Source organism: Planctomycetia bacterium (assembly GCA_021413845.1).
Classification (GTDB): domain Bacteria; phylum Planctomycetota; class Planctomycetia; order Pirellulales; family PNKZ01; genus PNKZ01.
The window spans coordinates 15,185-27,203 of record JAIOPP010000038.1; the positions used below are offsets into that span (position 1 = coordinate 15,185).

Annotated in this window: 10 protein-coding genes; 8 read left to right on the forward strand and 2 right to left on the reverse strand. The window is 61.9% G+C overall.

All coding sequences use genetic code 11. The features are described 5' to 3' along the window. Nucleotides 1-123 precede the first annotated feature (123 nt). Nucleotides 124-564 (forward strand): CBS domain-containing protein, encoded by a 441-nt coding sequence (locus K8U03_07910; GenBank protein ID MCE9604810.1) that lies wholly within the window; start codon nt 124-126, stop codon nt 562-564. A 25-nt stretch (nt 565-589) separates the two neighbouring features. Here the strand turns inward: K8U03_07910 and ispH are convergent, their stop codons facing one another. Continuing rightward, a complete protein-coding gene (gene ispH / locus K8U03_07915) occupies nt 590-1,570 on the reverse strand; it encodes a 4-hydroxy-3-methylbut-2-enyl diphosphate reductase (protein ID MCE9604811.1) in 981 nt (326 codons plus the stop codon). A gap of 261 nt (nt 1,571-1,831) precedes the next feature. On the opposite strand from ispH, the gene hpnC reads away from it, so the two are divergent. Genes hpnC through hpnE form a run of 3 tightly spaced genes read left to right on the forward strand, consistent with a single transcriptional unit; the run spans nt 1,832 to nt 5,135 of the window. Beyond that, the gene (hpnC, locus tag K8U03_07920) at nt 1,832-2,758 is read left to right on the forward strand and encodes a squalene synthase HpnC (GenBank protein ID MCE9604812.1); all 927 of its coding nucleotides are present in this window, start codon (nt 1,832-1,834) and stop codon (nt 2,756-2,758) included. Continuing rightward, on the forward strand, nt 2,755-3,690 hold the full coding sequence (locus K8U03_07925; protein ID MCE9604813.1) for a squalene/phytoene synthase family protein: 936 nt from the start codon (nt 2,755-2,757) through the stop codon (nt 3,688-3,690). Before hpnC ends, K8U03_07925 begins: the two co-directional genes overlap by 4 nt. Continuing rightward, nucleotides 3,687-5,135 carry a hydroxysqualene dehydroxylase HpnE gene (hpnE, locus tag K8U03_07930; protein MCE9604814.1) on the forward strand — a complete coding sequence of 483 codons (1,449 nt, stop codon included), beginning with the start codon at nt 3,687-3,689 and terminating at the stop codon, nt 5,133-5,135. The genes K8U03_07925 and hpnE overlap by 4 nt, the downstream gene beginning before the upstream one ends. 184 nt (nt 5,136-5,319) lie before the next feature. Here hpnE and K8U03_07935 read toward each other — a convergent pair whose 3' ends face one another. Beyond that, nucleotides 5,320-6,261 (reverse strand): hypothetical protein, encoded by a 942-nt coding sequence (locus tag K8U03_07935; GenBank protein MCE9604815.1) that lies wholly within the window; start codon nt 6,259-6,261, stop codon nt 5,320-5,322. A gap of 451 nt (nt 6,262-6,712) precedes the next feature. Between K8U03_07935 and K8U03_07940 the strand changes: the two genes are divergently transcribed. From K8U03_07940 to K8U03_07955, 4 genes are all read left to right on the forward strand, one after another. After that, complete coding sequence (locus K8U03_07940; GenBank protein ID MCE9604816.1) at nt 6,713-7,540, forward strand: OmpA family protein; 828 nt, start codon at nt 6,713-6,715, stop codon at nt 7,538-7,540. A 413-nt stretch (nt 7,541-7,953) separates the two neighbouring features. After that, nucleotides 7,954-8,589 carry an imidazole glycerol phosphate synthase subunit HisH gene (gene hisH, locus K8U03_07945; protein ID MCE9604817.1) on the forward strand — a complete coding sequence of 212 codons (636 nt, stop codon included), beginning with the start codon at nt 7,954-7,956 and terminating at the stop codon, nt 8,587-8,589. A 219-nt stretch (nt 8,590-8,808) separates the two neighbouring features. Next, nucleotides 8,809-9,537, forward strand: coding sequence for a 1-(5-phosphoribosyl)-5-[(5-phosphoribosylamino)methylideneamino]imidazole-4-carboxamide isomerase (hisA, locus tag K8U03_07950; GenBank protein MCE9604818.1), 729 nt, complete (start codon nt 8,809-8,811; stop codon nt 9,535-9,537). Nucleotides 9,538-9,567: 30 nt separating this feature from the next. Then, entirely contained in the window at nt 9,568-11,694 is a 2,127-nt protein-coding gene (locus K8U03_07955; GenBank protein ID MCE9604819.1) for an elongation factor G, read from the forward strand. Nucleotides 11,695-12,019 lie beyond the last annotated feature (325 nt).

A 12,019-nucleotide genomic window follows, 5' to 3' on the forward strand; every position in this document is an offset into this window, starting at 1 on the left:
CAAGCGGATGGTCGATTCGCGCCATTCTCAAGTCGAACTCGCTCTCGTCGAACTTTCGGGCGTTCGCCCAACCTGTCCCGTGCAGGGCCGAAGAAATCTCTTCTCGCTATCGGAGACGTTGCCGTGAAACTCATGGATATCTTGCGCGTCAAAGGTTCGGCCGTTCACTGCACCACGCCCGGCGCTTCGCTCGCCGAAGTCGTCGCTAAGCTGGTCGAGTTCAATATCGGCTCGCTCGTCGTGCGCGAGGATCTCGGCGTGCATCTCGGTCGGGTACTCGGCATCATCACGGAGCGCGACATTCTCAAGGCCTGCGTCGCCGGCTGCGATTCGCTCGCCGCGCGCAAGGTCGGCGAAGCGATGTCGAAAGATTTAGTCGTCGGCTCGCCGCTCGACTCGATCGACGACACGATGGGCCTGATGACCGAACATCGCATCCGCCACTTGCCGGTCATGGACGGCGACGAGCTGAAAGGGATGATCTCGATCGGCGACGTCGTGAAAGCCCATCACCACATGGCGGTGGTCGAGAACCATTATCTGAAGAGCTACATTCAGAGCTAGATTTCGGTAGCGACGGCAGACTCGATTACGATTCTCGCTGGGCTGCCGCGAAGAGCGTGCTCGGCTCCTGGCGCTCGCTGCCGGCGCGGCGCAGTTCGCGCGGCAACGGGAAGTACACCTCTTCCTCGCGGACCATGCGCAGCTCGACCGTGGCGCCGAACTTTCGCTTCAGGTATTCCAAGCAATCGTCGACGACGAGCTCCGGCGCACTCGCTCCGGCCGTGACGAGCACCGTCTCGTCGCCTCGGAACCAGGCCAGATCGATATCGGCCGCGCCGTCGATCAGGTACGCCTTCCGGCCGCTTTCGCGCGCGAGCTCGGCGAGCCGTTGACTGTTCGAGCTGTTCTGGCTGCCGAGCACCAGCACGATCTCCGCTTCGGCCGACGTGATGCGCACCGCTTCCTGTCGATTCTGCGTGGCGTAGCAGATGTCGTCTTTCGGCGGGTTGTCGATGTGCGGAAAGCGCTCGCGCAACCGAGAAATAATTCGGTTCGCGTCGTCGACGCTCAGCGTGGTCTGCGTGAGATACGCGAGCTTCCGTTCATCCGGTACGACGAGCGTGTCGACCTCCTCGGGAGTTTCGACCAACAGCATCGACTCGGGAGCCTCGCCCATCGTGCCGATCACTTCGTCGTGTCCTTCGTGGCCGATGAGAATGATCGTGTAGCCGAGCTTCGCGTATTTGATCGCTTCTAAATGCACCTTCGTCACCAGCGGACAGGTGGCGTCGATCGTGTGCAGCTTGCGCAACTCAGCCTGTTCGCGAACCTCGGGCGACACACCGTGCGCCGAGTACAACAAATGCGAACCCTCGGGCACTTCCTGCAGATGATCGACGAACACGGCTCCCTTGGCCTTGAACGTCTCGACGACGTACTTGTTGTGCACGATTTCGTGGTACACGTAGACCGGAGTGCCGAACAAGCGAATCGCGAGGTCGAGGCTTTCGATCGCCATGTTCACGCCGGCGCAGAAGCCGCGCGGACTAGCCAGAAGAATCTTCATAGCGACGAAATCTCGAATGCCCAAGTAGCGGAAACGAACGGCGACGAGGCTCGCCGACGCGGACGATTGGTGAACGCCGCGCCTACGGTTATCATAGTGGCTTCGTGCCCGAGGGACTAGGCGAAGCGACGGGGCCGTGACAGGGCAGCGCTGAAGAGTTCGTCTCGCGAAACCGCCGGCGGCGACGGTTGAACGGGGATTTTCTCCGCATTTTCAACTGATCCCCGACCACTGACCACCGACCACTCTTTCTCTTCCCCCATGCCGGCAGTTCCCATCGTCGAGCAGCTTGCGACATACGGCCCCGGCGGGACGGCCGGCGTGCCGGCGCCGGCCGAAGCGAGCGAGTATTGCCGACGCTTGGCGACGTCGCACTACGAAAACTTTTCGGTCGTCGGCCGGCTCTTGCCGCGCGAACTTCGTCGGCATGTCTACCACATCTACGCCTACTGCCGCTGGGCCGACGACTTGTCCGACGAAGTCGGCGATCCCGAGCGCAGCTTGGCGCTACTCGCATGGTGGGAAGAGGAATTGCGTGCGTGCTACGCGGGCGAAGCGCGGCATCCGGTGTTCGTGGCGCTCGCCGCAACGATTCGCGAATTCGAGATTCCGCCCGACCCGTTTCTCGATCTACTCGTCGCCTTTCGACAAGACCAACGCCGAACGCGCTACGAGACGTTCGACGAGCTCGTCGGTTACTGCAAGAACTCCGCCGATCCGGTCGGGCGCTTGGTGCTCTACCTCGGTCGCGCATGCGACGACGAGCGGGCCGCGCTAAGCGACTCGATCTGCACCGGCCTGCAGCTCGCGAACTTTTGGCAAGACGTGACGCGCGACTTCGCGATCGGGCGCGTGTATCTTCCGCAAGAAGATCTAGTTCGCTTCGGCGTCGTGGAACAAGAGCTGACGCATTCTCCGGCGAGCATGAACCTTCGAGCGCTCTTGAAGTTCGAGGTCGAGCGGGCCGAAGCGTGGCTGCAGCGCGGGCTGCCGCTCGTCGACCGGATGCCCCGCGCACTCGCCGGCGATGTGTGGCTCTTCGCGCAAGGGGGCTTGAAGATTCTCGCGAAGATCCGCCGGCTCGACTACGACGTCGTCTCTCGCCGCCCGAAAGTCTCGAAGCTCGATCAGTTGCAGTTGCTCGTCGGTTGCTTATGGCGCAATCGCTTCGGCGGGAGCAAGGCATGAGCGCCCCTTCGACGATCGGCACCCGACACGTTTCGCTCGACGAGAGTTATCGCCTCTGCCGCGAACTGGCCCGCCGCGCCGCGCGCAACTTTTATTACGCCTTCTGGGTCTTGCCGCCGGAGAAGCAGCGGGCGATGTGCGCGCTCTACGCTTTCTTTCGCCGCACCGACGATCTAGGCGACGACCAAGGCAGCGTCGAGGAGAAACGGGCCGCGCTGAATTCGTGGCGGGCCGCGCTGCGTCGAGCGTGGTCGGCCGACCTTGCGCAGGGAGAAGAATTCGCAGACCCGTTGCTGCCGGCGCTGATCGACTCGGCCCGCCGCTTTCGCATCCCGGCCGAGTATTTCGAGATCGCGATCGAAGGGGTCGAAAGCGATCTCGATCGGACCGGCTTCGCGACCTTCGCCGAACTCGAAGCGTACTGTTATCAAGTCGCCTCGGTCGTCGGACTGGCTTGCATTCATGTTTGGGGGTTCGATCCGCAACCGGCCGCGTATGAAGCGGCACGGCGCTGCGGCCTCGCGTTTCAACTGACGAATATCTTGCGCGACATCGTCGAAGACGCAAACCTCGGCCGAACCTATCTCCCGCTCGAAGACCTCGCCCGCTACGACCTCACCCCTGCGCAACTAGCGGCGACGAAACTTGAAGACGCACAAGCGGCCGAGCGACGGCGTGCGCTGGTGCACGAAGTCTCCGAACGGGCCGAGGCGTATTACCGCGATGCGCGGGCTCTGCTCCCGTTTCTAAGCCGCGACGGGAAGAGCATCTACGCTGCGATGTTCGATATCTATCATGCGCTCCTGTTGAAGATGCGCCGTCGCAATTACGATGTCTTCACCAGCCGCGTGCGTTTGCCGGCGTGGTATAAAGCGGCGCTCGCGCTGCGCCGGATGTGGCCGAAGCTGCTGCCGTTTCGGACGAGCTCATGAGCGCGCCACCCACAAGCGCAGAACGAACCGATCGCAGCAACTCGGAACAGTCGCCATCGATCGCGATCGTCGGCGGCGGGCTCGCCGGCTTGGCAGCCGCTGCCGCTCTCTCCGAGCGCGGGCTGCGTGTCGAAGTTTACGAAGCGCGGCGTCAACTCGGAGGACGAGCGACTTCGTGGCGCGAACCCGAAAGCGGCCGCTCGGTCGACTTCTGTCAGCATGTCGGCATGGCGTGTTGCACGAACCTCGCCGACTTTTGCCGCGACCTGGAATTGGATCGCTTCTTTCGTCGCGACGCTCGACTCCATTTCTTCACGCCCGACGGCCGGCGCTACGATCTTGCGGCAAGCCCTTGGCTCCCCGCGCCGGCGCATTTGTTGCCGGCGCTGTTGCGCAGCGGCTACCTTTCGTGGCGCGAGCGGTTCGGCGTGGCCCGAGCGATGCTCTCGTTGGCACGCACCCGCGCGAGCGACGAGCACGACGGGCCGACGATCGGGGCTTGGCTCGCAGCGCAACATCAATCGCCACGCGCGATCGAACTCTTTTGGACGCCGGTGCTCGTCAGTGCGCTCGGCGAATCGATCGAGCGAGCTTCGCTAAAATACGCGCGCAAGGTTTTCGTCGACGGCTTGATGACGAACCGCGGCGGCTACCGCATCGACGTGCCGACTTTGCCGCTCAGCGAAATCTACGGCGAGCATGGAACGGCGAAGTTGCGCAGCCGGGGCGTGCAAATTCACGCCAGCGTGCCGATTCGCGGCGTGCGTGCGCAGGGCGACGGCCGCTTCGAGTTGCAACTGGACGACGACGTGCGGCGCACGGTCGATCAGGTGATCGTCGCGGTCCCGTGGCGGAAAGCGGCCGAGTTGCTCGGCGGCTTCGTGGAGCTTCGCGATGCGGCGGCCGAGTGGCGCTCGATCGCCGGTGCGCCGATCTCGGGCGTGCATCTCTGGTTCGATCGCCCGCTCACCGACCTGCCGCATGCCGTGCTCATCGGCACGCTCAGCCAGTGGCTCTTCGCCGGCGCGAGCCCGACGCCCGGCGAGTTCTATTATCAGGTCGTCGTCAGCGCTTCGTACGACTTAGACGCCATGGACAAGCGCGCGGCGATCGAGCGGATCGTCGGCGAGTTGCGGCGCGCGTTCCCTGCGGCGGCCGCGGCGCAGTTGCTGCGTTCGAAGATCGTCACGGAGCGCGACGCGGTCTTCTCGACGCGGCCCGGCATCGACGCGATCCGCCCCCGGCAGACGACCGCCGTGCCGGGCTTGTTCGTCGCCGGCGATTGGACCGACGTCGGCTGGCCGGCGACGATGGAAGGAGCCGTGCGCAGCGGCCGGCTTGCGGCCGAGGGAGTGCTTACGCGCATCGGACGGCCGGAGCGATTGCTGGTGCCTGATCTGCCGCGAAGCTTCGGAGCGCGGCTGCTGTTGGGAAACCGCGCGTGAAATTTTATCGATCGGTGTTACGAAGCTCTGTGATTTAAGCAATCCGGTCGCGGCACGCGGCACGCGCCTACAACGATAAAAAAAGAGAGGCCTTCCGGAATCCACGTTCCGAAAGGCCTCTCCTAAGATTCAACGATCCACAACGAAGACCGGCGTGATGGCGGTCACGTCGAGAGATCGAATGTTACCGCGTGATCCCAATGCTCGTGCCGAAACCGACGAAGCCGATGTCCCCGAACGTGCTATTCGAGTAGTGTTGCGCTTCGACCCCAACGCCCGCTGTCAGGTACGAACCGTTGGACAACAAGCGACGATATTGCGGGCCGATATTGAGTTCGAGCACGTTAACTAAGTCGTCGTTGGCTGCAACCGGAAAAGCAGGGAAACCAATGGTAGTAAATGCGACCTTCGTGTTTCCATAGATGGCGGACCAACGGCCTCCCATCGTCATCCGCAAACTCCCGCTGGAGTTCAGGTCACGCGAAGCCTGTCCGGCAAAGGTGAGACCGACGCCGTCGAAGCCAACATCAAAGATATTAGTCGTAGTTGCAGTATTGAAACCCATTTCCTGATAGCGCAAGCCACCGGAAAATAAGAGATTCCAACGCTTGAAATCGACCGCTTGCGTCATTTCCACGTCGAGGTTGCGGAACTCGACGCCTAAGCCGGTCGGACCGGCGCCACCGACGACACCGCCGGAAGTCGCACCACGATCGAACTCCCAATAGCGGATCCGCGCGCCGAGTCCGTCGGCACTTTGATAGCCGAGCCAATAGCGTTGCGAAGGATTGAAATTCATCTGCGCGGAGCCAGGACCATTATCCAAGTTTCCGCCGGAAGCATACGGGCGGAGGAACACGGTTTCGGTTCCCGCGATGATTCCCGCACAGCGATCTTTACAAACGAAGAAATCGCGACCGACATGGCGTTGCGGAGCGCACGACTTCTCGCAGCTGCCGAGGTTGTCGGCCGAGCAATCGTGCGAGGTCAGCACGATTTCATCGCGCGCCGGAGCTTCGAAGGCCGTAAACGTCGGGGCGAGCCGCACTTCTTCGGCTTGGGCGACGTTGATGCCCGCCAGCAGCATGCCGACGGTGCATAAGAGGGAACGCAAAGATACTTTCATCCGCCTGTCTCCTTATAATCCATTAAACGGAACCGAGGACGTAACGGTTGGACGGGCCCGCACTTCGCCGTGGCGAAGGAGCTCATCAACCATTCTTTGCGAGCCGGACTCGTCCGATGATCCAAGCTCGGTGGCAACGCCGGCAGAATATGCCGAGCGCAACCTCCTCTTTGTTAGGATTTCGGCCGGCGCCCGCCGATTAAGGGGTAAATCAAAAACGCTCATTACATTCGCCCCAAAACTCCCCATTTTACCGAACCGTCGTGAAGCGTACGGTCGCAGCCCTCCGAGCGGAGATCGAGGCCCGCATTGCTTGCCTAAGCGTAACTCGTTACCATTCGCCCCCTTGAAACGAACGAGCGCTAATCCGCGGTCATAATTAAAAGGCCCGCGGAACGACGATCGTCGTCGTCGCGCGAAATCGTTTCATACTTTCAGGGGAGACTCGGCCATGCGGCGTGCATCGGTCGTCGGTGGGTTGCTTCCGGCTTTGCTCGCGCTCACGGCGGGCTGCGCTCAGAATCCGTATGCGTTGCAAGGCAAAGTGCAATCGCTCGAGCAGAATCAAACGTCGCTCGCTTCGCGCGCCGACGAAATGAAGACCCGCGCCGATTCGCTCGACCGGAACAATCAAGAGCTCGAAACGCTGCTGGCGCAAGAGCGGCAACAAAAGCGGATCTTGGAAGATCAAGTCGGCGCGATGCGCGATCAGCTGAGCACCGCGACGACGCAACTTGCGAAGTCGAAGACCGACATCGATCAATACACGAAGAAGACCGACGCGCTCGAAGCCTCGGTGAAGAAGCAAACCGGCGCGATGATCCGCGCTAATAGCAGCCTGAAGAACACGCTCCCGCCGATCAAGATTCAAGGGGTTGAAGTCCGGCAAGACGGCGATGTCGTGCGCGTCGAGCTGCCGGGCAACCGCATCTTCGAGCCCGGCACCGCCCGCTTGCAGCCCGAAGGCTCGCGGCTGATCGACGACGTAATGATCCAAGTCTTGCGGACTTATCCGGAGCAGATCATCGGCGTCGAAGGGCACACGTCGAACGATCCGGTTCCCGTCGGACGTTGGGCCAGCCAGCATCAACTCTCGACCGGCATGGCGATGGCCGTCTACGACCAACTGACGGCCCGAGGGCAAACGTCGGCGGGCCAGTTGTTCATCGTCGGCCACGGTGCGAACCACCCCGCAGCCTCGAACGCCACGCCGGCCGGAAGAGAACGGAACCTGCGCGTAGAGCTGGTGATCTATCCGGAGAAGGCGGGAAGTAGATAGGTTGTCACCAGAAACGTCAAAAGTGAAGCGTCGATGAATCTCCCAATTTGGTCCGCTTATCTCATTGCTCCGGCGCTCATTCTTGCCTTTACGGGAAAGGTTATTTTCACATCCAAGAGCCCACTGCCGATCGCTGCCTTTGCCATCGGCTCGGGTTTGCTCTGCGCGGCCGTGATTCATGGATACAGTTACCTGACCTCTAAAAAGTAGGGGCATGAGTTCGACTTGATCGATTGCATGTGCGATTCCAGAATGAAAGCCGCCTTCGGGCGGCTTTTTTCGTGCGCGAGGCATCGTGCGACGATCTGCGGACTTCCCGCTCTCCGAACCCGATTGCGAGCCGGAGTGTCGCTATCTAAGATGGCTCTTCCCACTGGCCCCTGACCTCCGACCCCTGACCCCTCTCCTCCGCAATGATCCTGATCGTCGACTACGGCATGGGGAATCTCCGGAGCGTGCAGAAGGGGTTCGAGAAGGTCGGCTTCGAGGCCAAGATATCGAGCGACCCCGCCGAGATCCGCCGCGCGACGAAGGTCGTGCTGCCGGGCGTTGGGGCGTTTCCCGATGCGATGACCGAGCTCCACACGCGCCGGCTCATCGACCCGATCCGCGAAGCGATCGACGCCGAGAAGCCGTTCCTCGGAGTTTGCCTCGGGCTGCAGTTGCTCTTCGAGACCGGCACCGAAGGCTGCGAGGATATCAACGTCGGCGAACAGGCCCGCCGGCACGAAGGACTCGGCATCCTCCCAGGGGAAGTCGTCCGCTTCGATCTTCCGCGCGAGTTCAAAGTGCCGCACATGGGCTGGAACAAGCTCGACGTCCGCCGCGAGTCTCCGCTCACCGTCGGCCTTTCGGCCGAACCGTACTTCTACTTCGTCCATTCTTATTTCGTGGTCCCCGGCGATCCGGAAGTCGTCGCCGGCGAGACGAACTACCACCGGCCGTTCACGTCGCTCGTCCGCCGCGGCAACCTCTACGCGAGCCAGTTCCATCCCGAAAAGAGCCAACGCGACGGCCTCACGGTGCTGAAGAACTTCGCTGAGCTTTAAGCAACGTAGTAGGCACGTTCCACGTGCCGTAACCACAAGCACCGCAGCCGAAAGAAGCCGTATCGAGCCGCCGTAGTCGTCGTGGCGGACGGCACGTGGAACGTGCCTGCTACTTTGTCGCATACTTAGCACCTTTCTTCACGATTCTTGCGTTCACGCCGGCGGCGTGTCATAGTTTCCATCGTTCCCGTCAGTTTGTTTTTTAGGAAACCGTTCGTAATGGAAATCTGGCCGGCGATCGATTTGCGAGGTGGGCAATGCGTCCGCCTTCAACAGGGAGACTACAACCGCGAGACCGTCTTCGCCGACGATCCGGTCGCCGTCGCGCGCGACTTCGTCGCACAAGGAGGCCGGTGTCTGCACTTGGTCGATCTCGACGGCGCTCGCGACGGGAAGCTCGTCAACCTCGACGTCGTCCGGGCCATCGTGCATGCGGTCGACATCCCCTGCGAGCTCGGCGGCGGCGTGCGCGACGAAGCCGCGATCCGGACGTTGCTCGAAGCCGGCTTGTCGCGCGTCGTCGTCGGCACGAAGGCGCTCCGCGAGCCCGATTGGTTTCGTGAGATGTGTCATAAATTTCCGAATCGTTTGGCGCTCGGCATCGATGCCCGCAGCGGCATGGTTGCGACGCATGGTTGGCTTGAGACGAGTGATGTTTCGGCGATTGCGATGGCCCGCCAGTTCTCCGACGAGCCGATCGCCGCGCTGATCTATACCGACATCGCGACCGACGGCATGTTGCAAGGCCCGAACCTCGCCGCGATGAGCGAGATGGCGGCCGCTGTTTCTCTTCCGGTCATCGCATCGGGTGGAGTGAGTTCGGCTGCCGATGTCGCTCGTCTGACCGAAACCGGCGTCGCCGGTTGCATCATCGGACGGGCTCTTTACGAGAATCGTCTAACCCTACCGGAGGCGATCGCGGCCTCGCAAAGTTCTGCGATGCCGTAGACTCCGGTTCCTTCTTGAAAGGAACTGTCCATGTCGCATCCCAACGTCGAGAACATTCGAAGCATTGCGGTTTGCGGCCATGGAGCCGCCGGAAAAACATCGCTCATCGAGCAACTGTTGTTGAAGACCGGAGCCGTGAAACCGGTCCCCGGCGATGATGGAACGGCGATCGTCGACACGGACGAACTCGAACGAGCCCATCATCATTCGATCGAAAGCCACGTCGCCCACTTCGACCACGGCGACAAATTCTTCCAGGTGCTCGACACGCCGGGCTATCCCGACTTCATCGGTCAAACGATCGGCGCGTTGCACGGCGTCGACACGGCCGTGATCGTGGTCAACGCCCATAGCGGCCTCGAAGTGAACACGCGGCGCACCTTCTCCGAAGCGGGCAAGCGCGGGCTCGGCCGGCTCATCGTCGTCAACAAGCTCGACACCGACAACATCGACTTCCCGGCGCTGCTTAGCTCGATCGTGGAAACCTTCGGCCGCGAATGCCTGTTGCTCAACGTGCCGCTCGGCGTCGGGCCGGCGTTTCGCGGAGTCGCCGACTTGTTGAAGCGGGCCGACGTCGCCGCGAACGGCTCGGCCTCGCATGCCCAGAGCGCCGTCGTCGACATCGCCGAGCATTCCGTCCGGCTCATCGAATCGATTATCGAGCTCGACGACGAAGTGACCTCGCGCTACTTCGACGGCAAGCAGCCGACCGCCGGCGAGATCGCGCGGCTGATCGTCGAAGCGGTCGCCGTCGGGCACTTGGTGCCGGTGCTCTGCACGTCGGCCAAGACCGGCGTCGGCGTGCCGGAACTGCTCGACGCGCTCGCGCTGGCCGCGTTGCCGCCGAATCTCTTGCCCCACTTGGCGACGAAGGAAGACGGCACGCTGGTGGAAGTGAAGGCCGATCCCGACGGGCCGTTCGTCGCGCAGGTGTTCAAGACCCGAATCGATCCGTACGTGCAGAAGCTGAGCGTGATGCGGATCTATTCCGGCACCGTGCGGAAAGACGATACGGTTCACATCTCGGGCCAGCGGAAAGGGCTGAAGCTTCATCAACTCCTGCGCATCCAAGCCGGCCAAACGGAAACGATCGACAGCGCCGGGCCGGGCGAGATCATCGCCGTCGCAAAAACCGAAGACCTGCACACCGGCTCGACCTTGGGCGACCTGGCGATGGAGCCGATTCATTTTCCGACACCGATGGTCGGCCTCGCCGTGACGCCGAAGAGCCGCAACGACGAGACGAAGCTCTCCGGCGTGCTTCACAAGCTGATCGAAGAAGAGCCGACGCTCCGCCTCGAGCGCGATCCGCAGACGCACGAGCTCGTGATGAACGGCATGAGCGAGCTGCATCTGCAACTCGTGCAAGAGAAGATCAAGAAGCGCGACAAGGTCGACGTCGAAACGCATGAGCCGAAGATCCCGTATCGCGAGACGATCATCGGCACCGGCGAAGGAAGCTACCGCCACAAGAAACAGTCGGGCGGACGCGGCCAGTTCGGCGAAGTCCATATCCGGATGTATCCGTTTCCCGAAGGTGCGGAACCGACCGAGTTCTGCTCGAAGGATCGGTTCCCCCAAATGCGCGAATACAAATACGATCCGGAGTTGAACTTTCTCTGGATCGACTCGGTCGTCGGCGGCACGATTCCGAACAACTTCCTGCCGGCGATCGAGAAGGGCTTCCGCGAACGGATCGAGAAGGGAGTGATCGCGGGCTACAAAGTGAAGAACGTCGCAGTCGAAGTTTACTTCGGGAAGCATCATCCGGTGGATAGCAGCGAAGCGGCGTTCAAGATCGCCGGCGCGATGGCCTTCCGCAACGTCTTCCGCGAAGCGAAGCCCGGCCTGCTGGAGCCGATCGTGAAGCTGACGATCACCGTGCCGCAAGAAAAGCTCGGCGACGTAAGCAGCGATATGTCGGGCCGGCGCGGACGCCTGGCCGGCATGGAATCGGCCGGCGGCAACATGCAAAGCGTCGTCGCCGAAGTGCCGCTCGCCGAAGTGACGACGTATGCCCGGAGCCTGTCGAGCATGACGGGAGGGCAGGGGAGCTTCACGATGGAATTCAGCAAATACGACACCGTACCCGGGCATGTAGCGAAGTCGATCGTGGAACAAGCAACGGTAAGGCATGACGAGGAGGATGAAGAATAAAGTAGCAGGCACGTTCCACGTGCCGTAGCCACGTGCGCCGTTAAAGCTAAGTGCAGTATCGCGCCGCACGCAGTCTCCGTTCGCACGCAGTCTCCGTTCAATAGCCCCGGATGCATATCCGGGGCCGCACTGCAACGATCGTTCCGTATCGTTCGTGGCGGACGGCACGTGGAACGTGCCTGCTACTTAAACAAAGCACGGCCGTAATCGCGCTTGCTTGCGACTTGAAAAACATTCGTGCGTCGTCGCCCGAGCGGGCCGGGCATCTTGTCAAACGATTCTCTGCGCAGAGCATTCCGCCCGAACCGGCTTGCTTCGCGGGAAG